The organism is Ralstonia sp. RRA (genome assembly GCF_037023145.1).
Taxonomy (GTDB): Bacteria; Pseudomonadota; Gammaproteobacteria; order Burkholderiales; family Burkholderiaceae; genus Ralstonia.
The window spans coordinates 2,170,576-2,195,433 of sequence record NZ_CP146091.1; the positions used below are offsets into that span (position 1 = coordinate 2,170,576).

The window sequence follows — 24,858 nt, forward strand, 5'->3', positions numbered from 1 at the left end:
CATAACGATATGCGGAGCGTGATAACATGTGAAACGGGTAATTTTTCTAAGAATGACCAGTTTTATGGATAACAAAGCCCCTCGTGTCACGCTGCGCCAATGGGCCGTGTTTGCAGCCATCGCACAGTGCGAAACCACTACTGCCGCCGGCAGCCAACTCGGCCTGTCGCAATCGGCAGTGAGCGCGGCGCTGGCTGAGCTGGAATCGACGCTCGGGCACCCGTTGTTCGACCGGCATGCACGGCGCCTCCACCTGAACGCGCTCGGTCGACAGCTGCTGCCGCAAGCCCAGGCCCTGCTCGACCATGCAGACGCACTGGAGCACGCCACCGTACAGCCCAACGTGCGCCTCAAGCTTGCGGCCAGCAGCACGATCGGCAACTACGTGCTGCCCGCCCTGCTCGCGAGCTTCCGGCAGCAAATCGCCCCCGACAGCCAGCTCGACGTGCTGATCGGCAACACACAGGACGTGGTCGACGCGGTGCAGCGCTTCGAGGTAGACATCGGCCTGATTGAAGGCACGTGCCGTGGAGAAGCCCTGGAAATCGAAACATGGATCGACGACGAGATGGTGATCGTCGCCGCGCCAGATCACCCGCTTGCACGCGGGCCTGCCTCACGCGCGGCGCTGCGCGAAGCCGGCTGGTTGATGCGCGAACCGGGTTCCGGCACACGAGAGTTGATCGACAGCCGCATCGCGTCGGTTATTGGGCCCCTGCACGTGGCACTCGAACTCGGGCATTCAGAGGCGATTCAGCGTACGGTGGCGGCAGGCTATGGCATCAGTTGCCTGTCGCGCCACGTGGTGGCCGATGCGCTGCGCGACGGCCGACTGGTCGAGGTACAAAGCGACTTGCCTCGCATCGCCCGTCCGTTGCTCATCGTGCGCCATCGCGACAAGCATCCGACGCACGGCCTGACGCAATTCATCGACGCGCTACACGGCCACGCGAGCCTGCATTCGGACGATTCGAAAAAAAATCGCACAAAGGACTAGCGCGATCCGAGAAAGGTTGATATAGTCTCATTTCTTCGCGGGGCGTTAGCTCAGTTGGTAGAGCAGCGGACTCTTAATCCGTAGGTCGAGTGTTCGAGTCACTCACGCCCCACCACCCTCCCCGAGGGTAAGAAAATCAAGCACTTGCGAGCAATCGCCGGTGCTTTTTTTCGTCCCTAGCGAGGGGGCGAAGTGCCGAAACTGTACCCTTTGCCGGAATTTTGCCGGAACGGAGAATCGGGCCAAGCGAAACATCAACCTTTCGCATGGAGTCTCCGGAATGGCATACATCAGCCAGCGCGGCACCTACTGGCGCGCCGAAGTCCGCAAGCGTGGACACAAGCCTATCTACCGCACGTTCGACACACGGCAGCAAGCCCAGCAATGGGCTGAACGCACTGAAGCCGAAATCACCATCGGCGCCTACGTTGATCGGACCGAGGCCGAGCGAACGACTTTGCACGAGGCGCTTGACCGCTACTTGCGCGAAGTCGTTCCCGGCAAGCGCTACCCTGAACAGGAACGAACCCGCATTGCCCGCTGGCAAAAGCACGACCTCGCCTGGCGCACGCTGGCAAGCCTGCGTGGCGCGGACTTCGCCAAGTACCGCGACGCCCGCCGCACAGCCGGCCGCGCCGAGAACACGATCCGCCTAGAGCTTCAACTCGTCAGCCACGTGTTTGAGATCGCCCGCAAGGAATGGGGCTTCGAGACGCTCACCAACCCACTCAAAAACATCCGCAAGCCATCCGGCAGCCGCGCACGGGATCGACGCCTGCATCCTGGGGAATTCGAGGCCCTGCGAGACAAGCTGGCAGCAAGCAGCAATCCGTGGGCGCCGCTCGCTTTTGAGTTGGCCATCGAGACAAGCCTGCGTCAAGGCACCCTATTTTCGCTGCGGTGGGAGTGGGTCAAGCTTGCAACTCGGATGATCGACTTTCCACCTGAGGCGCGCGGCGCAGACAACAAGGGAGTACCGCCCAGGCTCCCGCTATCGCATCGCGCGGTGGACGTGCTGAGGGCACTAGCCGCGCTCTGGCAGCGTGACCTGCTCACCAACATCGAGCGAAGCCGATTCGGCCCAGTCGATGTCGCTCCGTCCCTGCTGTCTGGCCCTGTCTTCGGCACAACATGCAACGCAGTCGTGATGATCTGGAAACGGGCCGTCAAAAGCGAGGATCGTTTTTCCGACCTGCGCTGGCACGACCTGCGCCACGAGGCAGCCAGCCGCCTGTTTGAGAAGGGACTCCACCCTCTGGAAGTGGCCAGCATCACCGGCCACAAGAGCATGCAGATGCTGAAGCGTTACACCCACCTGAACCCGGCGGACTTGCTCGCCAAGCTAGGATAGTTCTGCCGCCCAACAGGCGGCAGTTGCACAAAAATTGGCGACGACAGACCAATTTTGCTGTCGTCGCAAATATTTGCGAAATTTTTCCCAAAGGCTGCCGACACTCCGCCAACTACGCATTGGCAGCCCTTCTCCTCACTCCTTGGGCAGGGTGGCAAGCTCATTCTGAACCAATCGTGTTGATTTGCACGGAATCCTGACCCACCCGAGGTAGGTTTTTGCATCGAATGTTGACCCACGTATAGAACACTGTCCCGCTCGGCAACGAGCGGGAGATCGGAGTGATCGACGTGGCCATACTGAGCATCATTCGACGCTGGCATCTTCGCGACCAGATCCCGCTGCGCGAGATCGCCAGACGCCTGGGCATCTCCAGGAACACGGTCAGGCGCTATCTGCGCGCTGACACCACGGCACCGGCCTATCCTGCACGGCAGAGTCCGAGCAAGCTCGACGGCCATGCCGCCAAGCTCTCCGCTTGGCTCAAGACCGAGGCCAACAAGCCACGCAAGCAACGGCGCACACTCAAGCAGATCCACACTGATCTGTGTGCCTTGGGCTTCACCGGCTCCTACGATCGCGTTGCCGCATTCGCTCGCCGCTGGCGCCAGGAGCAACAGGAGCAAGCCCGCACGTCGGGGCGAGGCACCTTTATCCCACTGCGCTTCGCAGAGGGTGAGGCCTTCCAGTTCGACTGGAGCGAGGACTGGGCGGTCATCGCCGGCGAGCGCACCAAGCTGCAAGTGGCTCAGTTCAAGCTCAGCCACAGCCGCGCATTCTTCCTGCGCGCGTATCTGCTGCAGACCCACGAGATGCTGTTCGATGCCCATCACCACGCCTTTGTGGCCTGGGGCGGTATCCCGCGTCGCGGCATCTACGACAACATGAAGACCGCCGTGGATCGCGTGCGCCTGGGCAAGTTGCGTGACGTCAACTTGCGCTTCAGCACCATGGTCAGCCACTACCTGTTCGACGCCGAGTTCTGTAACCCGGCCTCGGGCTGGGAGAAGGGGCAGATAGAGAAGAACGTGCAGGACAGCCGTCACCGCATCTGGCAACGCATCCCTGCATTCGGCTCTCTGGCGGCACTTAATGACTGGCTGGCCGACCAGTGCGTACGGCTGTGGCAGCAGACCCGCCATCCTGAGCTGGACATGACCCTCTGGGAGGCCTGGTCGCTGGAGCGGCCACACCTGATGCCCGTGGGGCAGCCGTTCGATGGCTTTGTGGAGCACACCAAGCGCGTCTCACCAACCTGCCTGGTGACCTTCGAGCGCAACCGCTACAGCGTACCGGCGTCGTTTGCCAACCGGCCCATCAGTCTGCGCGTCTATGCCAATCGGCTCGTGTTCGTGGCCGAAGGCCAGGTGATTGCCGAGCACGTGCGGCACATCGACCGTAGCCATCTTCCGGGGCGCACAATCTATGACTGGCACCACTACCTCGCGGTGCTGCAGCGTAAGCCCGGTGCGCTGCGTAACGGCGCACCGTTCGCCGAACTGCCAGAGGGCTTCCGACGCCTGCAATCCACACTGCTCAAACGCCCTGGTGGCGATCGCGAGATGGTCGAGATCCTGGCGCTGGTGCTGTTGCACGACGAACAGGCCGTGCTCACTGCGGTGGAGCTCGCACTGGAGGCGGGTGCCCCGTCCAAGCAAACCATCCTGAACATCCTCAGCCGCCTCCTGGAAGGCGAGCCCGTGGCACCGATCACCTCACCACAGGCACTGGCGCTGCACGTCGAACCGCAGGCCAACGTCGGCCGCTACGACAGCTTGCGAGATCGGGAGGTGCATCATGCAGCATGAAGTCATGTTGGAGATGCTCAAGTCGTTGAAGCTGCACGGCATGGCACAAGCGCTGGGCGACCTGGCGGCGCAGGACTCGCCGGCCTACCAGTCGGCCGTGGCCATCCTGTCGCGTCTGCTCAAGGCCGAGCTCACCGAGCGCGAGGTGCGCTCGCTGGCCTATCAGATGAAGGTGGCGCGCTTCCCAGCCTACCGAGACCTGACCGGCTTCGACTTCAGTTGCAGCGAGGCCAACGAAGCACTGGTGCGGCAGCTTCACCGCTGCGAGTTCCTCGAGTCGGCGCACAACATCGTGCTGGTCGGCGGCCCAGGTACGGGCAAGACCCATCTCGGCACCGCCATCGGCGTGCAGGCCGTGGAGCACCATCACCGTCGAGTGCGCTTCTTCTCGACCGTGGAGCTCGTCAACGCGTTGGAACTGGAGAAGGTCTCAGGCAAGCCGGGACACCTGGCCACGCGACTCATGTATGCCGACCTGGTGATCCTCGATGAGCTGGGCTATCTGCCGTTCAGCCAGACCGGCGGCGCATTGCTGTTCCACCTGATCAGCAAGCTCTACGAGCGCACCAGCCTCGTCATCACCACCAACCTGAGCTTCGGCGAATGGTCCAGCGTCTTCGGGGACGCCAAGATGACCACCGCGCTATTGGATCGCCTCACGCACCACTGCCACATTGTTGAAACCGGCAACGATAGCTATCGTTTCAAGCACAGCACCACCCAGCCCAAGAAGGAGAAACGCACCGCCAAACAACCCGCACAAAGCGACACCTAACAGCCTTTGGGGTGGGTCAGTTTTCGATGCAAATCCTGGGTCAGGATTCGGTGCAAATCAACACGCAAACGCATCGTCTCGCCCGGCGCGAGAACACGCAGCCCCGTTCCTTCCCAACCCTGCGCGGCCAGATTGACCGCGTCGGCCACATGCGAGACGGGCTCTAGGCAGAAGTAAGGCTGCCCTTTCGGCGCATGCAGGATGAAATGATCGAGGGGATCATCGGCGCGCATCGTGAGCGTCGCACCGTCGGCGCGGGATATGACGGCCTGCTGACGCCAATTGCTGTAGTAGACGCTGAGGGCGTCGCCCGGCAACGCACGTGCGTTGCCGAAGTCTTCGCGCGTCGTAAGCGGCTCGCTGCGGATGGCCACCTCGCCGGCATCGGTCGGCCACATCGTCGCCGCATCAAACTGGACGTGCATGCCGGCAGTGCGCACAAAGTACGGATGAAAGCCGCCGCCTGCAGGCATATCACTGTCACCGTCATTGCGCAGCGTCATGACGGCGTCCAGCCCCTCCGCGGTCAACACCAGCGTTTGCGTGGCGGTAAATGCCCAAGGCCAGCTGTCGACGTCGGGCACGTGGCGCAGGCCGAGCACGATCGACGACGCGGTCAGTTGCTCGACCGCCCATGCACGTGCGTGCGCCAGACCGTGCATGGCATGCGGCTGGCCCGGATGCGGCGCGAGACGAATCTCGCGGCCACCCCATACAAAGCGACCATCGCGGATGCGATTGGAGAACGGCAACAACGGGTAGCAGCCCGTCTTGGGCCATGCCAATCCGTCGAAGCCGTCCCGCAGACAAGCCTCGGACATCGGCGCCAGCCAATCAATGCGCTGGCCGCCCTCACCGGCCGAAGCCAGCGAGGCAATGCGACCACCTGCCGCCGGCGCGACGTCCATCGTCAGCGCGCCGGCGCGCAGGGTATGCACCGGCCCCGGTGCGAGCCAGGTCTGACTGTGCATTAGAACGAGTGACGCACACCCACCATGCCAACGAACTGGCTACGCCCGTTGGACGGCGTACCGTTCTGCGAGTCACCCACGGATGCCACCGCATCGACAATCGCGCCGTTTGCAAGCCGCTGACCGCTCGCGCGCTGGTAGCCCTCGATCGCATAGAAGGCCGTGCGCTTGGACAGCGAGTACAGCTGCTCCATCGTGAACTGGTTGTACTTTGCCGGAGAGGTAATGCCGTTGCGCGCCTTCTCAGCCGTGTAGCTGTAGCCAACGGCCCAACGGAATGCCGGCGTCAGGTCATAGGTGGCAATCACGCCCACGGTGTTGAACATGGCGGATTGCGTAAACGACGAAAATGCACCCGGCTTGTACTGCACGTTCGAGTAGTTCAGGCCCACCATCGCCTTGCCGAAGGTATAGCGCGCTGCCGTAGCAATGAGTTGCGCCGTGTCTGCCGACGCATAGCCAGCATTGACCGGTGAGTTGATGGCGAAGTCGCCGACATTGCTGAAGCTGGCCGTCTTATTGGCTGTTGTGCTGTCAGCCAGGTTCTTCAGTCGCGTATAGCCCGCGCCCCAGCCAAAGCCTTGGTAGTCATAGCGCAGACCAACGCTCACGCTGCTGCCGTTCGAAATGCTGCCCGCCTGCTCACCCAAGCCGTACTGCACACCTGCCTGCAGGCCGCCGAACACCGGCAACGTATAGGTAATGGAGTTCTGCATGCGCAGGGTGGTATCCAGCGCATCCACGTCGCCCGGGTGCGCGCCGACTGCACCGGTCAGCACGTTGGTCGGACCCAGTGAAGCCACATATTGGAAGTACGGCGTATAGGCACGGCCCAGCGTGACCTGGCCATAGTTCGTATTGCTCAGGCCAACATAGGCTTGGCGATTGAACATGTACCCCGATTTGCTCTGCGCGCCCGTGGCAGCGTTGATGCCGCTTTCCAATCGGAACAGCGCCGTGTTGCCGCCACCCAAGTCTTCCGTACCGTACAGACCAAATTTGCTGGCCAGCAAGGCGCCCGAGTTGATGTACGTATTGGAATGCCCGCCCTGGTTGCTCGAATACGCAAATGCGTTGTCGACCACGCCATACAGCGTGACCGACGATTGCGCCGATGCGTGCATCGACAGCCCTGCACACAGCAGTGCGGCGCAGGCATAGACGGGTTTGACAGAAAATTTGGCTCGTGTGGTTTTCATCGTTGTTGTCTCGGTTTTGGTTATCTCCAGCACCTGGGGAAACCGCGCATCTCCGGGCTCTCCACGCCCGGTTGCGATGCACGGGGGATGCGGCACTAGGCCAGCAACTGCAGCGTCAGACGGCGCCAACCGCCTGCAACGTGGTCTTCAACAATACGGGCCTGTGGAGCCTGCACCTGCCGCGTCTCGGCGGCGGGCAACTGGATCTCGATGGTGTCTGTCTGCACGGGCATGCGGCCTTCGCGCGACACATGCAGCGTGACAGTGAGCGCGTCTGACACCACGCGCACATTCCAACGGCCCTGCTCGCCGTGGCGCCAGGCTTCGGTCTCGCCGTCGTCCTCGATGCAGCCGCCAACGGCCTCGCCAGTGCCGCTCTTGGGCACAACGAGGAAGCCGCGTTGATCGGCGCGTTGGTCGAAATGCTGCTCGGCCACGTTCAGCGCAATCACACCACCTTCGCGGATCAACATGACCGGCTGGTCCCACGGTGCAGGCAGCGTGACGGTTTGTCCGCCCTCGAACACCTCACCGCTCCAGTACGACACCCAGCGCGCGCCAGCCGGCAGGTAGACCGAGCGCTCGCGCTGCCCTTGCTCCACCACCGGCGCCACCAGCAGCGACGCGCCGATCAGCATGTCGTCGTTCTCTTCGTAGCAGCGGCGGTCCGATGGGAACTCGGCAAACGTCGGCTTGAGCACCGGCTCGTAGGCCTGCGTGGATTGCCACAGCAGTTCGTACAGATACGGAATCAGGCGATAGCGCAGCTTGATGAGCGAGGCGATCTGCGGGGTCACCTCCGGGTACATCCACGGCTCGTTGACGGTCTTGTCGTCGTTCCACGAGTGGATGGAGAAGCGCGGCAGGAAGGCGCCGAACGCCACCCAGCGCACCAGCAGTTCCGGCGACGGTGCCGGACCCGCGAAACCGCCAATGTCATGGCCGATGTTCGACACGCCCGACAGCGCCAGACCCAGGCCCATCTTGTTGTTGAAGCGCAGCGTCTCCCACGAGGTGTAGTTGTCGCCCGACCAGGTCTGCACGTAGCGCTGCATGCCGACGCCGCCCGAACGCGACACCAGGAACGGCCGGCGCTGCGGTGCGTACTCAAGCTGTGCTTCGCGCGAGGCACGCATCATCAGCATGGTGTGCAGCACTTTGGCTTCGCGAATCGGGTGCCTCTTGCCAAACCCCTGCGCAAAGGCATCAGGGGACCACACTTCAAACTCGTTGTTGTCGTTCCAGGTGGACGCCATGCCGTAGTCGAGCAACGTGCTCTTGACGTTGGCCTTCCACCAATCCAGCGTCTTCGGGTTGGTGAAGTCGAGATACGCGCCCACCTCATCCCAGAACTGCACCCAGGCGGGTTCACCATTGGCGTCGCACACCAGCAGGCCGGCTTCCTTGGCCTCTGCAAACTTGGGATGGTCTTGCAGCAGGCAGGGCTTGATGTTGGGGCACAGGCGAATGCCGGCATCCAGATAGCCCTGCACGAAGCCGCGCGCATCGGGGAACTTGTCAGTGTTCCAGTTGAAGACGTAGCGCTTCGGGCCGATCGACGTGTAACCCGACGACAGGTGGAACGAATCACACAGGATGTCGTGTTCGCGGCATCCTTTGATGAACTCGCCCATCTGCTCCTGCGCGTTGGGCGCGTCGGTGTACGTCATGGTCGAGCCGGAATAGCCCAGGCCCCACTTCGGCATCCACGCCGGGCGGCCGGTCATCCATGTAAAGCGGCGCGTGGCGTCGAGCGGCGTATCGGGCGAGGCGATGAAGTAGTAGTCGAGATCGCCGAACGGCGCCGCAAAGTAGCGATAGTGGCCGTGGTAGTTGTCCAGCTCGCGGCCCATGTCAAAGCTGCAGTCGGACAGTGTGTCGTAGAACAGCCCGAAGCCGGTGGCGTTCTCGGGGTGCCACGTCACGTAGAACGGGATGTGCTTGTACAGCGGGTCGGTCGTGCGTGCGCTGTAGCCCATCGCGTCGATGTTGCGCATCTCGTAGCGCTGGTGGGCGCGGTTGAGCTCGCCGGCGCGCTCGCCCAGGCCGAAGTACATCTCGCCAGGTTCGCGGCGCACGTAGTGGTAGACCTGCTCGTCCCAGTAACCGAAGTTGTAAGCCTGGGTGGCGCGGTCGTGCAGCACGGCTTGCCACTGGCCTGCGCGACGGATCTCCCACGTGCAGAAGCCCCCCGCCAGCGCAATGGTCAGGCGGATCTTGCTGGTCTGCAGGCGCAGCGTGTCGGCATCGGCATGCAGCTCGAACGCCGGCAGCGAGAACCCGCTGAGGTCTCGGCGATCCCGCCCAGTGACGGGCGTATCATCGCCGCCAGGGGCGATCGACCACGTGGCCGGGCCACGCAAGTCACCGTGCGGCAGCACCAGCACACGGATGATGTCTTCTTCAAGCACGAAGACTTCAATCGCAGCGCCAGTGCTGCTGGCCAGGCGAAGGCGATTGCCTTCTTGCGCCTGGAGTTCGAATCGGGGGGGATGCAACATGGACATCGGTTTCAGCTCAATTTGAAGCAGAGAGTTTCATCTGGCGTGCAGCACGCTCTTCCTGTGACTGGCCACGGATCAGGATGATCAGCAGCACCGCCGCGATCACGTCAAACGCACCCAGCAGACTGAACAGCGGGCCATAACCAACCGTATCGGCGAGGGCCCCCACCACAGCAGTGAATGCCAGACCGCCGATCCAGCCGGACATACCGGCAAAACCGCTGGCCGTACCCACTTCTTGCGGATCGAACACGTCTGCGCTGAGCGTATTGACCGACACGGAAATCATCTGGTGCGCGAACCCGCCCACGCAGAACAGCGCGATGGCCACATACGGCGATGCCACCAGGCCGACGCATGCCGGGCCGATCATCATCAGCGCTCCCAGTACCACGCCACCCACGCGCGACCACACCAGCGGCAGGCGACCATACTTCATCAGCAGCGGCGACAGATAACCGCCGGCCATGCCACCCAAGTCCGCCGCGAGAAACGGCAGCCACGCAAACATGGCGATCTGCTTCAGATCCATGCCGCGCTCCTTGAAGAAGTACAGCGGGATCCAGAAGCTGAGCGTCTGCCAAGCCGGCTCGGTAAAGAAGCGCGCCAGTGCAATCGCCCAGAAACGGCGCGACAACACGATCTCGGAGATCGGACGCTTTTCGCGCTTCCCGCCCGCCGAACGCAGTTGCCCGTCGGTGATCTTTTGCAGCTCTTGCTTGGACAAGCGCGGATGCTCGTTTGGCGAACGGTAGAAGGCGTACCACAATGCCGCCCAGAAAAAGCCCAGCGCCCCCGTCACCACGAACGCAGCTTGCCAGCCATGCCGCATGGAGAGGAACAACACCAGCGGAGGGGCCAGCATGGCACCAAACGACGTGCCGACGTTGAACCAGCCCGTCGCCACCGATTTTTCCTTGTCCGGAAACCACTCTGCCACAGCCTTCATGCCCGATGGAATGGCGGCCGCCTCGGTCAAGCCCATGAAGGCGCGGAAACCTGCCAGCGACAGCCAACCCGTCGCGCCTGCGTGCAGCACGCCGGAAAACGACCAAAGCACTGCGAACAGCGCAAAGCCGATGCGCAAGCCGATCAAATCGACGATGAAGCCGCACACCGGCTGCATGAGGGTGTAGCCGAACTGAAACGCCATGACCACGTAGCCATACTGCTGCGTGGTCATTGACAGATCTTCCTTAAGCGTTGGGGCCAGCACACCCAATGAATTGCGCGCCAGATAGTTCATGATCGTGCCCAAACACACCAGCACGATGATCCACCAGCGCAAACCCTTGATGGTCTTCAAGATTCGTCTCCAGGTATTTTTTGTGTTTTTTAGGGCGGTCTGAGACCGCCCCGGGGTCTGCCTACCTCAACGCACCAGACACGGACGCTTGTTGTTGAACGTCCAGTTGGGCACAAGGCACTGCATGGCGACTGCATCGTCGCGCGCGCCCAGGCCGTGCTGCTTGTACAGCGCGTGCGCCTTTTCGATCTGGTCCATGTCGATCGTCACGCCCAGGCCCGGCTTGGTCGGTACGTCGATCTCACCGCCCACGATCTGGAACGGCTCACGCGTCAGGCGCTGGCCATCCTGCCAGATCCAATGCGTGTCGATGGCGGTGATGTTGCCCGGCGCAGCGGCGGCCACATGCGTGAACATCGCCAGCGAAATATCGAAGTGGTTGTTGGAATGCGAGCCCCAGGTCAGGCCCCAGTCGTCGCACATCTGCGCCACGCGCACGGAGCCCTGCATGGTCCAGAAGTGCGGATCGGCCAGCGGAATGTCGACCGAGTGCAACTGGATGGCGTGGCCCATCTGGCGCCAGTCGGTGGCGATCATGTTGGTGGCGGTCGGCAGGCCGGTGGCACGGCGGAACTCGGCCATCACCTCGCGACCGGAGTAGCCGCCTTCGGCACCGCACGGGTCTTCGGCATAGGCCAGCACGTCGTGCTTGTCGCGGCACAGGCGGATGGCCTCTTCCAGCGACCAGGCCCCGTTCGGGTCCAGCGTGACACGCGCGTCGGGAAAGGCCTCGGCCAAGGCGGTGGTGACGACCATCTCGTCGTCGCCGCTCAGCACGCCGCCCTTGAGCTTGAAATCCTTGAAGCCGTAGCGGGCATGCGCAGCCTTGGCCAGGCGTACGACGGTCTCAGGCGTCAGCGCCTCTTCGTGGCGCACGCGAGTCCAGTCGTCGGTGGCGTCGCTGCCGTCGGCGTAGTCGAGGTTGGTGCGCTTGCGGTCGCCCACGAAGAACAGGTAGCCCAGCACCGGCACCTTGGCGCGCTGCTGCCCCTGCCCCAGCAGGGCAGCCACGGGCACGCCCAGGTGTTGGCCCAGCAAGTCCAGCAAGGCGCTTTCCAATGCCGTGACTGCGTGCACGGTGGTGCGCAGGTCAAAGGTCTGCAGCCCACGCCCGGTCGCATCGCGGTCAGCAAATTGCCGGCGCACGGTATTGAGCACGTTGTTGTACGCGCCGATCGGCTGCCCCACCACCAGCGGTGTCGCATCTTCGATGGTCTTGCGGATCGCCTCGCCGCCCGGCACCTCGCCCACGCCGGTATGGCCGTCGGAGTCTTCCAGGATGACGATGTTGCGGGTGAAGAACGGGCCGTGCGCACCGCTCAGGTTCAGCAACATGCTGTCGCGTCCGGCCACGGGAATGACCTGAAGGCGGGTGATGTGCGGCGTGCGCAGGGTGGATTCAGCAGAATTGTGATTCATGGCCGTCACGTACGTTATCAGTCGTCATACAACATGGAGCGGAATATAATGGACGTATCCACGCAGAACTACCCCTGGTAAACCCGAAACCCGTCCGGAGACAGCATGCCCACCCCAGGCTCCCCCGCAACGCTCGCGCGCCGCACCCAAAGCCTGGCGGAAGTGGTGGTCGACTACGTCAAGCAGCGCATCGCCACGGGCGCGCTGCGCATCGGCGACAAGCTGCCCACCGAATCGGAGCTGATGGAAGCGCTGGGTGTCAGCCGCACCGTGGTGCGCGAGGCCATTTCACGCCTGCAGGCCAACGCGCTGATCGAGACACGCCACGGCATCGGCAGCTTTGTACTGCCCCCGCGCCAGGACAACACCATCCAGCTGGGTGCCGCCTCTACGTTGCACGAGATATTGGCCATGCTGGAGTTGCGCGTGGCGCTGGAGACCGAGTGTGCCGGCCTGGCCGCCCAGCGCGCCACGCCGGAGAATCTCGCCACGCTGCAGCAAGCGCTCGACGCCATCGAAGAAGACCAGGCCGCCGGCCGTGACAGCGCGGCGTCCGATCTACGCTTCCACTTGAGCATTGCGCGCGCCACCGGCAACCAGCACTTCGTGACCGTGCTAGACCAACTGGGCAAGACGCTGATCCCGCGCAGCCGCATCGACGCATCGCAGGTCGGCTATCTGAACTCGCAGGAATCGCGCGCCACCGTCAACCGCGAGCACCACAGCATCTTCGAGGCCATCTCCCGCAAGGAGCCGGAAGCCGCCCGCGCAGCCATGCGCATGCACCTGTCGAACAGCCGCGAACGACTGCGCCGCGCGCACGATCTGGCCGACACCTCGACACCGGAAGCCTTTACCTGATCCAGCCGGCACCCGAAGCGGTGCATCGACACCGATGTTGTACGATGTCTTATAACAAATCGACACACATCAGGGGCATACCGCACCCCGGCTGGTCTTGATAAAGATTTGCATTGTGTCGACGCCAGCCACGTAACCTGAATAGGCACCGACCCCTCGTGGGTGCGCTCCGGTCGCGGAAGAGAGAGCCGCGATCTACTTAGCCCTGATGCTGCTGTCCCGAGTGTCAGGGCGTTTTTCTTTGGGCACGCCCCCCCCTGCCGCCCCTTCTTCGGCCAACAAAAAAGCCCCGACTGGCGGGGCTTTGTTTTGCGCGGGGACGCTTTCAGCGTTGCAGCACCATCAAACGACGCTTTCCATCACGCGATCCAGGCAGAAGCCCTGCCCGTAGATTGCGCGCAGGCGCAGGCCATTCTCGGTGCCCAGCAGCAACTTCTTGCGCAGGCGCGAGACGTGCGTGTCGAGCGTACGCGAATACGGACTCAGCTCGCGGCCCCACAACGCCAACTCAATATCTGCACGAGACAGCACGCGCCCGGCGTTCGCAAACAGCAGCAACGCCAGCTCAAACTCACGGGCATGCACCGCCACCTGGGCGTCCCGCAGGCGGATCGAACGGTTCTGCCGGTCAATCGTGTAGGGCCCCAGACGAATTTCGGAGGCGCGCACGGCACGGCTGACGGCAAAGCGGCGAATCAGCGCATCGAGACGCGCCAGCAGCTCAGGCGGGCGAATATCGCCCTGGAAGCACAGATCTGCGCCGTGGTTCAGTGCGTCGGCGGTCTCGACATCGGCCTGACCGTCGGCGAGGTAGACGATGGCCATGCCAGGGCCCACACGCTCGCGCACGGTGCGCACCAGCGACAGGCCCGGCATGTCATGCGCATTTGCACCGACCATCAGCAGGTTGATGCCATGCACGTCGATAGCCTCGAACACCTGGCGGGAGAGAAACAGCGGCACGCATTCAAAGCGCGACGGCTGCAGCGCGGAGTGAATTGCCTGTTGGCGGGCAATATGTGTGTCGATCAGGCCAATCTTCATGGCTCGGTCTCTTTCTGGATGGGCCGCGAGGTGCATCAAACGCCTGCTTCGCGCAAATCAACTGCAAACAACGTCGCACCGGCGCGCATCAACCCGAACGATGCCTTCGCCGCGCATAGCAAATAAACGCCGACCAGCCAGCCTGACACGCGCATCCTGCGGCAGATTCCCGTTGCCGCGCAGGGCTTGGTGCAGTTGCATGCGAAGGTGTTCGTATTCGCATTCGCTCAGCACATCGGTTGCGGTCTTGCTCAACATACGTAGCACCTCGGTTCGCCGGTCCTTCTTGCGTGGTTCGCTTCTGCCTGCGCTTCCGGTTCTCGCCCAGGTGCCGCCGTCTCTCGACCGGGTGCATCACCCGAGTACGTTGTGCCGGTCGGCCAATGAACTGTAGGGCCGCCAGACCAGCGGATTGCAAATGATTGAAAAAGGAAAGTGGCAGAAGCCGCACCGTGTGTGCGGTTGCCGATGTCGCAAACGCCTGCGCGATCAGGCGTCCTGGTGAAGCAGCCCGCGCGGCAGCCAGACCGTGAAGGTGGAACCCACGCCCGGCGCGCTCTGCACGGCGATGCGGCCACCGTGGCGCTCAATGGCGGTCTTCACGAAGACGAGGCCGAGGCCGCTGCCCGATGGCGCATTGGCCCCCGTCTCATGCAAGCGGTGGAATGGCTGGAACAGCTTTGGCTGATCCGCCTGCGCAATGCCCACGCCCTGATCGGCCACGGCCACCGTGAACATCCCATCGTCGATCCCCACGGATACCGTCACCACCGAGCCCGGCGCGCTGAACTTGATAGCGTTGTTCAGCAGATTGACCAAGGCACGCACCAGCAGACGCGGCTCGCTGCGCACGGGTGCTTCGATGTTGGCGTTCACGCGCACCTCGACCTGGTGGCGATTCGCCAGGGCCCAGACCTCGTCGGCGGCATCGAGCACCAGGCCCACCAGATCCACATCCACCAGCTTGAGCGCCTGGGATTCGGCGCGCGCCAGGTCAATGAAGGTATCGGCCAGCTCCAGCGTGCGCGACGATAGCTGCTCGATGCGCGAGAGCAGCACTTCGCGATCCAGCGCGCGCGAGGCATCGCGCTGCAGCTCGATGAGCGCAAGAATCGCGCTCTGCGGCGAACGCATGTCGTGCGAGATGAAGCGCAGCGCTTCTTCACGATGGCGTTCGGCCTGGCGTACGGGGGTGATGTCGGCAAAGCTGACGATGATGTCAATGGGGCGGCCAGCGTCATCGCGCAAGGCAGCGGCGTGCATGAGCATCGAGCGGCCGTCATGTGTATGCAGCTCGACGGGCTCCAGCTTGGCGTCGGGCCCAGCCAACCAGTCCGCCCAGTAACGCTCACCCGCGCTCGGGTCGGAAAATGCGCGCGCCAGCAGGCTCGACAGGTCACGCAACGCCGCGGCACGGTTCTGGCCGGGTGTGCTCGACTCGCCAGCGAGCCCTGCGCTGCGGCCGTTGGCCAGGCGGATCGTGCCGTCGGGGGCGCAGATGACCGTGGCATCGGGCAAGCTTTCCAGCGCTTCAGCCAGGAAGCGGCGCAGCCCGCGCAGCTTGTCGATGAGCGAGGCCACCGCATCCATGTGCGCGCCGAGCGTGCGGCCCGTGCGGGCCAGTGGCGCCGTATCGGTGAGCACACCAGGCTCGCGCGCGAGGCGATAGAGTTCATCGCGCAGGAAACGCAAGGCGGCCTCCTGCTGGCGCCAGCTCCACAGCGGGTACAGCACCAATGGCCCGACCAGCGCGGCAAACGGCGGCAGCCAGCGGTTACCCAACACCAGCACGCCGACCACGCCAAGCAGCAGCACTGCCGCACTCGCCAGCGCCACCGCCAGCGCCATGCGTGGCGTGAGCCAGCGCACCGCGCACGCGGTCATCAGCAACGGCAGCAGCGTCATCACCCAGAACACACCGGTCAGCACCGGCAGGATGGCGCTGCCGTCGAGCACCGTTTGCGTGGCGTTGGCCAGCACCTCCACGCCGCTCATCGTGCGCGATGTGGGCGTGGCGAAAACGTCGGACACGCCCGAAGCCGTGGCGCCGATCAGCACCAGCTTGCCCGCGAAGACTTCAGGCGGCACGCGGCCATTGAGCACATCCAGCGCGGGCACATGCCGGAACGTACCAGCCGGCCCGGCAAAGTTCAGGCGGATATGCGCCTGCCGCATCCAGCCGCCAGCGTCGGTTTCCAGATCGAGCGTGGCTGGCGTCGACACAGGCGCCTGTGCCGCCAGCCGCGCAAGTTGAACCGCCAGGTGGTCAAGCACATGCCCGTGCGGACCCTCAGCCAGATACACGCCGCGCACAACGCTGTCCGCGTCGGCGGCAGCATTGATGTGTGCGACGGTGGCCTCGATGCCAAGGAACGGGTAGTGATAGACGCGCCCATGCTCGGTGCGCTCCGGCAGCGCGGGCAGGATAACGTGCCCAGCCTGGGCGACGGCTGCAGTCAGGGCGTGATCGCCTTCGGGGTGCGCGAGGTCCGGTTCGATAAACAAAATATCGACGCCGATTCCCCGCGGGTGCGCCGCCTCCACACGCGCCAGCAGATCGGCCAGACGGCTGCGTGGCCACGGCCAGCGGCCCACGGCATCCAGGCTCTGATCATCGATGGCGACGATGACGATATCGTCGCGCGCCGGATGCCCGTGCAGCGTAATCACGGTGTCGTACAGTGCCGAATCCAGCCGCTCGACCACACTCCAGCGCACTGCACCGATCGTCAGTAGCGCAGCCAGCAGCACCAGCACGCCCCACTCCACCAGAGAGCGCAGCCTGCCGTGCGGAGCCGCGCGCATCGGGTCAGCGAGGGTTGGTGCGACCGGACCAGTCATTGAGCAGGAGGTTGCCGCCGCCGCTCTGCACCGGGCTGCGCGACGAATCGCCGACGAATGCGCCAACGTCAATGCGCTGCGGCTTGCCATACATGACCGATGCCGGATCACCCAGGTCAACGCCCGTGCGGATGTAGTACGTACCGGCTGGCGGTTGCGGAATGGCGGCTTCGCTGCCGTCGCTCACGATGTCGGCAACCGGCTTGGCGAAGGTCGGCTCGCTGGCGAGTTGCACACGCGTACGTGCGCCGGCTGCCGCCAGTTCGGGTGTCAACGCAGGCCAGTGAGCGTGAAGCATGCCATCGTCGCCCGCATCGACGGAGGCCGGCGGCACAGCGCCCGGCGGAATGTCGAGTGCCTGAAAACGCAGCGCGTCGGTCCACGGGCCGGTCTTGCCATCCTCGGCCACCGAGCGCACGCGCCACCACCAGGTGCCCGCGCTCAACGTCTTGCTCACACGCACGTCCCGCCCGTGCTCCTGGATTGCGGGCGATGCAAAGGTCTCTGCGTCGGCCACTTCCATGTCGTAGCTGCGCGCATCCGACACCGCCGCCCACGAGAACGCCAGTTCACCACTGCGGTAGGTTTTGCCACTCGCCGGCTGAATCGTGTACGGCGCCTCCGGGTGCAGGCGCACCGTAAAGGGCCGCGTGGCCGACGGGCTGGTCAGGCCGAGCGCGTCAATGCTCTGCACGACCAGTGTGTAGTCGCCGTCTTCGTCACCGCACAGGGTGGCACCCGGTGTCTTGCTGTGCTGATAGGCACTCAGTTCGGTCAGGGAGGCATCACGCGCCACGGCTGCACGGTAGCCAACCGCCCCTTTCACTGGCTGCCACGTCGCCCGGAAGCACGGCCGCTGCACCAGATCCGGAATGGCGTCGAGTTTTGGCGCCGCCGGTAGCGCCGCGCGCTTGAGGTGTCCGCCTGAAACCTGCACGCCAAACCCGGCCTTGACGCCCTGCGTTCGGCGGCCGGCCTTGGTGGCCACCTCCCCTTCGAGCACGGAACTGGTCGACACGGACTCGCTCGCCTGCACACGGAAGCGCGTGCCGCGCACGCCCGTCACGAGCGCAGGTGTGGAAATCTCATAGCGGCCGACGCCCGTTTTCTTGGGCGAAACGTTCGATTCGGCCTCGCCCTGCTTCACGTGCACACGCACGTCGATCAACCCGGCGCGCGCAAACGCACGCACACGCGACAGCGCCACGCGGCTGCCCGGCGGCACCGTCACGCGTGTGCCGTCATCAAATGCGAGCGTAACGGCGCCCTTGTCGCCGGTTTCGATCTGCGCGTCTTCCGAGAGCTTCATGCCAGCCTGCAGCGGCTTGCGGTCAGCAATCGTGGCGTCGCGCGCAAACACGACCTGCGCCGTGGCCGGCACCACCGGAATGCGATCGAACGGAATCCGCAGCACAGAGCCCGGCTGCAAGCGATACGGATCGGCGACGTGGTTGCGCTGCTGCAGCAGCCGCCAACCCTCGACGCTGCTCATGTAGCGGTCGGCGAGGCTGATCAGCGTGTCGCCGGGCTGCACGCGATAGAGAAAATCGCTTCCGTCTGCGCCCGAAGGTTGAGCAAACGCAGCCTGCCAAACGCCCCCAAAAACAACAAGCGCGCCGACAACCGCGGCGCGCCCGAACCCTTCGCGTCGAAACGCTTCAACCTGCTTCGCCATCTTCTTGTGTGGTTTCGAGTCGATAGCCATGCGAGTACACCGAGACCAACCGCACGCCATTCTTCTGATTGAGATCCAGTTTGAGCCGCAGCTTGGAAATGTGTGTAGCGAGTGTGCGTGAATCCGGGCCGATGCTGCGCCCCCAGACGGCTTGCTCGATCAGTTCACGCGGCACCAGCTTGCCGACATTGCGGAACAAGTACAGCCCCAGGTCGAACTCCCGCGGCGACAGCTCGACCTGCGAGCCGTTCAGCGTCAGCACCCGCCCGATCGGGTCCACTGCGTACGGACCCACGCGGATGCGCTCAAGCGATTCACTGGTGCGCGGCGCAGCGCGGCGCAGCAATGCGCCCACGCGTGCTACCAACTCGGCGCGACGCACCGGCTTGATGACGTAATCATCCGCGCCGGCAGCCAGCCCGCGCACCACGTCATCCTCGAGTGAGCGGTTGGTCAGGAACAGCACCGGCAGCGCAGGGCCGACCGTCTGCCGCACCCAGCTCACGAGCTGGATGCCGCTGATGTCCGGCAACTGCCAGTCAAGCAGCAGCAGGTCGAAGGTTCGATCCCGCAGCGCCTTGACGAAGGCGTCCCCGCTACTGAAAGACTCACATTCGTATCCGGACGAAACCAGGATCTCTCGAATCAACTCCGATTGCGCCTGGTTGTCTTCTACCGAGGCAATTCGTATCGCCATCTGGACTGCCCTTTCCCCGCTCCGGGTCCGGCTGTTCAGCCGGCTCCCGCCGCCGCTACATGGGACGCCGGCTCGCTCCCTTTGTCGTTGTGATCGGGGTCCCGGACCAGCGCTTCATGGTTGGATCTGCTGGCCACCTCCGGCGCGGCACCGACTCCCGCGCAAGACCTTACCCAGGCCACCAACATGCCTTACATGTCGACTTGAGCCCAGGTCATCCTAAAAGGCCAACCCTGTCATATTGCAAACAATTGTGAAAACCTAGGCGTAGAGCCAAGGTTCTGTCGTGTTCTATCATTTTTCACCACGTTAGAACAAGGCAGACCCCTCCGAAAAGTATAGGACTCGGCTTATGGAGTGGCAGGCCTGCCGGGTATACACCCGTCCAGCATGCCCCACGAAAGAGGGGAATCACTAGCGCGCCCCCACCGCCAACCGGCGCATCCACGCCGCGGTTGCTGCCCAGAACCCCAGCGCCGCCACACTGATGCCCGCACCCAAAAAGCACACGCCTGGCCACCCCGCCCACGCATACATCGCCGTCGAGGCAATCGCCCCCAAACCGCTGCCGGCCGCGTAGAACAGCATGTAGGCGCCAACCAGCCGGCTATGCGCCTGCGGGTGCAAACGGAAGATCAAACTCTGGTTGAGCACGTGAACAGCCTGCCCCCCGAGATCCAGCAGGATGACACCAACGATGAGCCAGGCCAGATGCTGCAAGCCCAACCCCAACGGCACCCACGCAATCAGCAGCAACCCCAGCGCGGCGGCGGTGGCCGGTTGCGCCCAACCCCGGTCTGCCAAACGTCCCGCACGTGCCGCCGCCAGCGCGCCCACGGCGCCCACCAGCCCGAACATGCCGATACCCGTCGTCGAAAACGCATACGGCGGCGCGCTCAGCGCCAATGCCAGCGCGCTCCAGAACACGCTGAATGCGGCAAACATCAACAAGGCAATCAGCCCACGCACCTGCAGCACGCGTTCGGTCAGTAGCAATTGACACATCGAGCGGAGCAGCGTGCCGTAGCGCATGGATGCGGCTGCCATCGCCGGTGCTGGCAGCCAGCGCCACAGCGCAGCCAGCATCGTCACCGAAACTCCCGCCGACACAACATACACCGCTCGCCAGCCCCAGGCGTCTGCAATGATGCCCGCCACCGCCCGCGCGAGGAGCAAGCCGATCACCACGCCACCCTGCACCACGCCGAGCACACGGCCGCGCTCCGTCGCCGGCGCCAACGCGGCAGCACAGGCGATCAACCCCTGCGTCATCGCCGTTCCCAGCAGGCCAACGCTTAGCATGCCCAGCAACAGCGGCCAACGCGTTTGCGCGATGCTTACACCCAGCAGCGCCACGGTCAGCAATACAAGTTGAGCCAGCAGCAGCGGCTTGCGTGGCCAGCGGTCGCCCAGCGGTACAACCAGCACCAGCGCCAGCGCGCACCCCGTCTGCGCTGCGCCGATGATGCCGCCGGCCCAGGCATCGCTCAGCGCAAAGTCGTGAGCCAGTGCATCGAGCAGCGGCTGCGCGAAATAGACGTTGGCCACGCTGATCGCCGCACACGTCGCCAGCATGGCAACCCAAGCCCGCGGCAAAGTGCCAGCGGGAGCAACTCCCTCCCCAGGCGAATTGGCAGCAAAAGAGTCGAAAGACATACACCACCCAATCTGGTTTCAATTTAAAACAAGATGAGTCTAGGTAGACTTGTTTTATCATGCAACCACTTGATCGACACGGCCATTCGCCGCCCATGGACCATGGTTCAACGCAAACGCTTCGACGACTCCACCTGCCCTGTCGCGCGCGCACTCGATGTGATTGGTGACCGCTGGATGCTGTTGATCGTGCGCGACGCCTTCGACGGCTTGCGCCGTTTCAGTGAATTCCAGAAGAGCACCGGCGCTGCGCGCAACATCCTGGCCGATCGCCTGCGGCTGCTGGTTGAGCACGACATCTTTGCCGTAGCTCCGGCTTCCGACGGCACGGCGTATCAGGAGTACGTGCTGACGCCGAAAGGTGAAGCGCTCTTCCCGCTGGTCGTGGGCCTTAGGCAATGGGGGGAAGCGCATCTGTTTGCGCGGGGCGAAAAGCACTCCGTCCTGATCGACAAACAAACGGAACAGCCGCTCGCGCCAATGCTGCCCATGGCCCGCGACGGCCATGCGATTCAGGCGGCAGAAACAGAGGTGCGGAAGGTGGCGAGCAAAGCGCGTGGCTAGGCGCGATGCCAAACAAAAAGCCCCGAACCAGTCGGGGCTTTTGTGCATTCTGGAGGCGGAGGCCGGAATCGAACCGGCGTACACGGCTTTGCAGGCCGCTGCATAACCACTTTGCTACCCCGCCAAGGGCTGAGCACCGCATTGTAGCAATTCGTGAAGAACTGCGTCGTTGCCGTGCTGATAAAGAAAAAGGGAAGCAAGGCTTCCCTTCGGGATTGGAGCGGGAAACGAGGCTCGAACTCGCGACCTCAACCTTGGCAAGGTTGCGCTCTACCAACTGAGCTATTCCCGCGTAACCGGTTATGCCGCCGCGCATTTCACTGACACGGCCACACATTTCAAACTGGAGCGGGAAACGAGGCTCGAACTCGCGACCTCAACCTTGGCAAGGTTGCGCTCTACCAACTGAGCTATTCCCGCATTTTGGCTACCAGCACCGCCGTACAACCTTTGTGCTGCCAGACCGTTTCGTCACATCGCTGCAACGAGAAAGAGATTATGGCAAAAAAGAATCGCGCTCGTCAACACTTTTGCGCAAGAGTTTTTGCAGGCTCATTTTGCGCGCTCGCGGATCTGCGGCCAGGCGAGCTTCATGTAGTACGCCATCGACCACAGCGTGAGCACTGCCGCCACGTAGATCAGCCAGGTTCCCCATACATGCGCGTCGATCACGTCGAGCAGCTTGCCCTCGAACAACAGCAGCGGAATCGCGATCATCTGGAAGGTCGTCTTCAGCTTGCCGAGCATATTGACGGCTACGCTCTTTGACGCGCCGATCTGCGCCATCCACTCGCGCAGCGCCGAGATGGTGATCTCGCGGCCGATGATGATCAACGCGACGATGTCCGAGACACGGCCCAACGCCAGCAGTACCAGCAGCGCAGCGGCCACCATCAGCTTGTCGGCCACCGGATCGAGAAAGGCGCCGAACGATGAAGTCTGGTTCCAGCGGCGCGCGAGAAAGCCATCGAACCAATCGGTCAGTGCCGCGACGATGAAGAACACCGCGGCCGTCAGGTTCTTGGCGGGCAGCGCCATCCAAGTGTCCGGCAGGTAGAACACGCCCACCACCAGCGGGATCATGGCCACACGCAGCCAGGTCAGGAGGATCGGGAAATTGAAAGGCATGGCAAGTCGAGAGAACAACTACTGCGCCGGGTCATGCGCCGGCGCGGCAAGATGGGGCATTGTCGCCGATCAATGCAACTGGCGGTAGATTTCTTCGGCCAGGGTCTGGGAGATGCCCTCCACCGTGGCCAGCTCATCCACGCTGGCAGACATCACGCCGCGCAGGCCGCCAAAGCGCGCCAGCAACCGCTGCCGACGCTTGGCACCAATGCCCTCGATCTCTTCCAGCCGCGAGGTATTGCGCGCCTTGGCCCGCTTGGCGCGCATGCCGGTGATGGCAAAACGGTGCGCTTCGTCACGGATCTGCGCGACCAGCATCAGTGCGGCGCTGCCCTGCCCCAGTTCCAATGAAGACCGGCCGTCAGCAAAGATCAGCGTCTCCAGGCCAACCTTGCGGCCCTCGCCCTTGGCCACGCCGACCAGCAAGCCGATGTCGAGCCCCAGCTCTTCAAACACCTGCCGCGCGACTTCCACCTGCCCCTTGCCGCCGTCGATCAGCACGATGGTTGGCATATTGGGTGTGTCTTCGCCCGCCTGCTCGACGATCTTCTGGTAGCGGCGGGTGAGCACTTGGCGCATGGCGGCGTAGTCGTCGCCGGGGGTGATGTCCTGGATGTTGTAGCGGCGGTATTCGCCGTTCTGCATGGCGTGGCTGTGGAAGACCACGCACGATGCCTGCGTGGCCTCGCCGGCGGTGTGGCTGATGTCGAAGCACTCGACGCGCAGCGCAGCAAGGTCTTCGAGATCGATACCGATGGTCTCGGCCAGTGCGCGTGTGCGGGCCTGCTGGCTACCCTGCTCAGAGAGGCGACGCATCAGTGAAAGCTCGGCGCCCTTCTCGGCCATCTCCAGCCACGCGCGACGCCCGCCCTGCGGCTGGCGCACAACAGACACGCGGCGCCCAGCCTGTTCAGCCAGTGCGTCGATCAGCTCAGTCGCGTGGATCGGGTGGCTGACCACCAGCACGGGCGGCACGAACTGGTCCAGATAGTGCTGCGCGACAAACGCTTCGAGGATGTCGCTGGCCATGCGCTCCGGATCGCGCGCCCCATCGGTTGCAGCAGCAGCCTCGGCTTCCACGTCTTCACCGACGATGGCGGCGCCATCCTCCACGTGAGTCGGAAAATAGGCCTTATCACCCAGATGCCGGCCGCCGCGCACCATCGCCAGGTTCACGCAGGCGTGGCCGCCCTTGATGGCCACGGCCAGGATGTCGATGTCGCTGGCCTGCCCCACCTCTTCCACCGATTGCTGCGTGAGCACGGTCGACAGTGCGCCGATCTGGTCACGCACGATGGCGGCCTGCTCGAACTGCAGCGCCTCTGAATAGCGCAACATCTTGTCCTGAAGCGTCTGCATGACTTCGTCCTGACGACCTTGCAGGAATCCGGCTGCGTTGGCGACGTCGCGGGCGTAGTCCTCGGGGCTGATCGCCTGCACGCATGGGCCGCTGCAGCGATGGATCTGGTGCAGCAGGCACGGACGTGTGCGGTTGTTAAAGACGGTGTCTTCGCACGTGCGCAGCTGAAACACCTTCTGCAGGATCTGCATGCTCTCCCGCACCGCATGCGCACTCGGGAACGGGCCGAAGTACTGGTGCTTGCGATCGGTGGCGCCGCGGTAGTACGCCATGCGCGGATACGCATGCTGCGTGAGCTTGAGATACGGATACGACTTGTCGTCGCGAAACAGGATGTTGTAGCGCGGCGCCAGTGCCTTGATGAGGTTGTTCTCGAGCAGCAGCGCCTCGGCCTCACTGCGCACGACGGTGGTGTCGATACGGGCGATCTTCGCCACCATCATCGCAATACGCGGCGAAAGCAGCGTCTTGTTGAAGTAGCTGGAGACACGCTTCTTCAGGTCACGCGCCTTGCCGACGTAGAGCACGTTGCCCTGCGCATCAAAGTAGCGATATACGCCGGGCAGGTTCGGCAGGCGCGCGATGTACGCTTTCGCGTCGAAATCGGGCACATTCGCGGCTGCGCTGGGTTCAACGCTCTCGGGCGTCTCAGGAAGATCGGGGGGCGTGGGGTCGGACGGCATGGCGTTCGCAGGCTCAGAG

At 63.7% G+C, this 24,858-nt stretch carries 19 protein-coding genes and 4 tRNA genes; 7 read left to right on the forward strand and 16 right to left on the reverse strand.

Features of this window, described 5'->3' with window-relative positions; translation table 11 throughout:
- Nucleotides 1-64: 64 nt before the first annotated feature.
- From V6657_RS10630 to istB, 5 genes are all read left to right on the forward strand, one after another.
- Nucleotides 65-997, forward strand: coding sequence for a LysR family transcriptional regulator (locus V6657_RS10630; protein ID WP_048934198.1), 933 nt, complete (start codon nucleotides 65-67; stop codon nucleotides 995-997).
- A gap of 39 nt (nucleotides 998-1,036) precedes the next feature.
- A tRNA-Lys gene (locus V6657_RS10635) sits at nucleotides 1,037-1,112 on the forward strand.
- 45 nt (nucleotides 1,113-1,157) lie between these two features.
- On the forward strand, nucleotides 1,158-2,348 hold the full coding sequence (locus V6657_RS10640; RefSeq protein ID WP_248694696.1) for a site-specific integrase: 1,191 nt from the start codon (nucleotides 1,158-1,160) through the stop codon (nucleotides 2,346-2,348).
- A gap of 281 nt (nucleotides 2,349-2,629) precedes the next feature.
- Nucleotides 2,630-4,156, forward strand: a complete 1,527-nt coding sequence (istA, locus tag V6657_RS10645) for an IS21 family transposase (protein WP_012760797.1) — start codon at nucleotides 2,630-2,632, stop codon at nucleotides 4,154-4,156.
- Nucleotides 4,146-4,931: an IS21-like element helper ATPase IstB gene (istB, locus tag V6657_RS10650; protein WP_004630242.1), complete on the forward strand. Its 786-nt coding sequence runs from the start codon at nucleotides 4,146-4,148 to the stop codon at nucleotides 4,929-4,931. The genes istA and istB overlap by 11 nt, the downstream gene beginning before the upstream one ends.
- Here the strand turns inward: istB and V6657_RS10655 are convergent.
- The 5 genes from V6657_RS10655 to gudD form a co-directional block, all read right to left on the reverse strand.
- Nucleotides 4,928-5,902, reverse strand: a complete 975-nt coding sequence (locus V6657_RS10655) for an aldose 1-epimerase (RefSeq protein WP_137884607.1) — start codon at nucleotides 5,900-5,902, stop codon at nucleotides 4,928-4,930. The genes istB and V6657_RS10655 overlap by 4 nt on opposite strands.
- The gene (locus V6657_RS10660) at nucleotides 5,902-7,101 is read right to left on the reverse strand and encodes a porin (RefSeq protein WP_048935065.1); all 1,200 of its coding nucleotides are present in this window, start codon (nucleotides 7,099-7,101) and stop codon (nucleotides 5,902-5,904) included. The genes V6657_RS10655 and V6657_RS10660 overlap by 1 nt, the downstream gene beginning before the upstream one ends.
- A gap of 95 nt (nucleotides 7,102-7,196) precedes the next feature.
- Complete coding sequence (locus V6657_RS10665) at nucleotides 7,197-9,608, reverse strand: glycoside hydrolase family 31 protein (RefSeq protein ID WP_048935064.1); 2,412 nt, start codon at nucleotides 9,606-9,608, stop codon at nucleotides 7,197-7,199.
- Between the two features lie 10 nt (nucleotides 9,609-9,618).
- The gene (locus V6657_RS10670; protein ID WP_048935063.1) at nucleotides 9,619-10,911 is read right to left on the reverse strand and encodes an MFS transporter; all 1,293 of its coding nucleotides are present in this window, start codon (nucleotides 10,909-10,911) and stop codon (nucleotides 9,619-9,621) included.
- 66 nt (nucleotides 10,912-10,977) lie between these two features.
- A complete protein-coding gene (gudD, locus tag V6657_RS10675) occupies nucleotides 10,978-12,330 on the reverse strand; it encodes a glucarate dehydratase (protein WP_048935062.1) in 1,353 nt (450 codons plus the stop codon).
- A gap of 105 nt (nucleotides 12,331-12,435) precedes the next feature.
- Between gudD and V6657_RS10680 the strand changes: the two genes are divergently transcribed.
- Entirely contained in the window at nucleotides 12,436-13,191 is a 756-nt protein-coding gene (locus V6657_RS10680) for a FadR/GntR family transcriptional regulator (protein WP_048935061.1), read from the forward strand.
- A gap of 342 nt (nucleotides 13,192-13,533) precedes the next feature.
- On the opposite strand, the gene V6657_RS10685 is transcribed toward V6657_RS10680, so the two are convergent.
- The 6 genes from V6657_RS10685 to V6657_RS10710 form a co-directional block, all read right to left on the reverse strand.
- Nucleotides 13,534-14,235: a response regulator transcription factor gene (locus tag V6657_RS10685; protein ID WP_048935060.1), complete on the reverse strand. Its 702-nt coding sequence runs from the start codon at nucleotides 14,233-14,235 to the stop codon at nucleotides 13,534-13,536.
- A 57-nt stretch (nucleotides 14,236-14,292) separates the two neighbouring features.
- Entirely contained in the window at nucleotides 14,293-14,493 is a 201-nt protein-coding gene (locus V6657_RS10690; RefSeq protein WP_082170270.1) for a hypothetical protein, read from the reverse strand.
- A gap of 231 nt (nucleotides 14,494-14,724) precedes the next feature.
- Nucleotides 14,725-17,076, reverse strand: a complete 2,352-nt coding sequence (locus V6657_RS10695; RefSeq protein WP_048935059.1) for a CHASE2 domain-containing protein — start codon at nucleotides 17,074-17,076, stop codon at nucleotides 14,725-14,727.
- Nucleotides 17,045-18,751 carry a FecR domain-containing protein gene (locus tag V6657_RS10700; protein WP_048935058.1) on the reverse strand — a complete coding sequence of 569 codons (1,707 nt, stop codon included), beginning with the start codon at nucleotides 18,749-18,751 and terminating at the stop codon, nucleotides 17,045-17,047. Before V6657_RS10700 ends, V6657_RS10695 begins: the two co-directional genes overlap by 32 nt.
- Nucleotides 18,735-19,448 (reverse strand): response regulator transcription factor, encoded by a 714-nt coding sequence (locus V6657_RS10705; RefSeq protein WP_021195289.1) that lies wholly within the window; start codon nucleotides 19,446-19,448, stop codon nucleotides 18,735-18,737. Before V6657_RS10705 ends, V6657_RS10700 begins: the two co-directional genes overlap by 17 nt.
- Nucleotides 19,449-19,862: 414 nt before the next feature.
- Entirely contained in the window at nucleotides 19,863-21,023 is a 1,161-nt protein-coding gene (locus V6657_RS10710; protein WP_082170269.1) for an MFS transporter, read from the reverse strand.
- A 183-nt stretch (nucleotides 21,024-21,206) separates the two neighbouring features.
- On the opposite strand from V6657_RS10710, the gene V6657_RS10715 reads away from it, so the two are divergent.
- Entirely contained in the window at nucleotides 21,207-21,668 is a 462-nt protein-coding gene (locus V6657_RS10715) for a helix-turn-helix domain-containing protein (protein WP_048935068.1), read from the forward strand.
- A 50-nt stretch (nucleotides 21,669-21,718) separates the two neighbouring features.
- On the opposite strand, the gene V6657_RS10720 is transcribed toward V6657_RS10715, so the two are convergent.
- The 5 genes from V6657_RS10720 to uvrC all read right to left on the reverse strand — a co-directional run bounded on the left by V6657_RS10720 (nucleotide 21,719) and on the right by uvrC (nucleotide 24,839).
- Nucleotides 21,719-21,792: transfer RNA gene (locus tag V6657_RS10720), tRNA-Cys, on the reverse strand.
- 92 nt (nucleotides 21,793-21,884) lie between these two features.
- Nucleotides 21,885-21,960: transfer RNA gene (locus V6657_RS10725), tRNA-Gly, on the reverse strand.
- Between the two features lie 52 nt (nucleotides 21,961-22,012).
- A tRNA-Gly gene (locus V6657_RS10730) sits at nucleotides 22,013-22,088 on the reverse strand.
- Nucleotides 22,089-22,220: 132 nt separating this feature from the next.
- Nucleotides 22,221-22,796 carry a CDP-diacylglycerol--glycerol-3-phosphate 3-phosphatidyltransferase gene (gene pgsA / locus V6657_RS10735; protein WP_021195352.1) on the reverse strand — a complete coding sequence of 192 codons (576 nt, stop codon included), beginning with the start codon at nucleotides 22,794-22,796 and terminating at the stop codon, nucleotides 22,221-22,223.
- Between the two features lie 69 nt (nucleotides 22,797-22,865).
- Entirely contained in the window at nucleotides 22,866-24,839 is a 1,974-nt protein-coding gene (uvrC, locus tag V6657_RS10740; protein ID WP_048936109.1) for an excinuclease ABC subunit UvrC, read from the reverse strand.
- Between the last annotated feature and the right edge of the window lie 19 nt (nucleotides 24,840-24,858).

Bases quoted from the DNA above. Each gene is read 5' to 3' on its own strand.
- V6657_RS10630 (WP_048934198.1), top strand. From the start codon at position 65: ATGGATAACAAAGCCCCTCGTGTCACGCTGCGCCAATGGGCCGTGTTT.
- istB (WP_004630242.1), top strand. From the start codon at position 4,146: ATGCAGCATGAAGTCATGTTGGAGATGCTCAAGTCGTTGAAGCTGCAC.
- V6657_RS10655 (WP_137884607.1), bottom strand. From the start codon at position 5,902: ATGCACAGTCAGACCTGGCTCGCACCGGGGCCGGTGCATACCCTGCGC.
- V6657_RS10660 (WP_048935065.1), bottom strand. From the start codon at position 7,101: ATGAAAACCACACGAGCCAAATTTTCTGTCAAACCCGTCTATGCCTGC.
- V6657_RS10665 (WP_048935064.1), bottom strand. From the start codon at position 9,608: ATGTCCATGTTGCATCCCCCCCGATTCGAACTCCAGGCGCAAGAAGGC.
- gudD (WP_048935062.1), bottom strand. From the start codon at position 12,330: ATGAATCACAATTCTGCTGAATCCACCCTGCGCACGCCGCACATCACC.
- V6657_RS10680 (WP_048935061.1), top strand. From the start codon at position 12,436: ATGCCCACCCCAGGCTCCCCCGCAACGCTCGCGCGCCGCACCCAAAGC.
- V6657_RS10685 (WP_048935060.1), bottom strand. From the start codon at position 14,235: ATGAAGATTGGCCTGATCGACACACATATTGCCCGCCAACAGGCAATT.
- V6657_RS10690 (WP_082170270.1), bottom strand. From the start codon at position 14,493: ATGTTGAGCAAGACCGCAACCGATGTGCTGAGCGAATGCGAATACGAA.
- V6657_RS10695 (WP_048935059.1), bottom strand. From the start codon at position 17,076: ATGACTGGTCCGGTCGCACCAACCCTCGCTGACCCGATGCGCGCGGCT.
- V6657_RS10700 (WP_048935058.1), bottom strand. From the start codon at position 18,751: ATGGCGAAGCAGGTTGAAGCGTTTCGACGCGAAGGGTTCGGGCGCGCC.
- V6657_RS10705 (WP_021195289.1), bottom strand. From the start codon at position 19,448: ATGGCGATACGAATTGCCTCGGTAGAAGACAACCAGGCGCAATCGGAG.
- V6657_RS10710 (WP_082170269.1), bottom strand. From the start codon at position 21,023: ATGCTGGCGACGTGTGCGGCGATCAGCGTGGCCAACGTCTATTTCGCG.
- V6657_RS10715 (WP_048935068.1), top strand. From the start codon at position 21,207: ATGGTTCAACGCAAACGCTTCGACGACTCCACCTGCCCTGTCGCGCGC.
- pgsA (WP_021195352.1), bottom strand. From the start codon at position 22,796: ATGCCTTTCAATTTCCCGATCCTCCTGACCTGGCTGCGTGTGGCCATG.
- uvrC (WP_048936109.1), bottom strand. From the start codon at position 24,839: ATGCCGTCCGACCCCACGCCCCCCGATCTTCCTGAGACGCCCGAGAGC.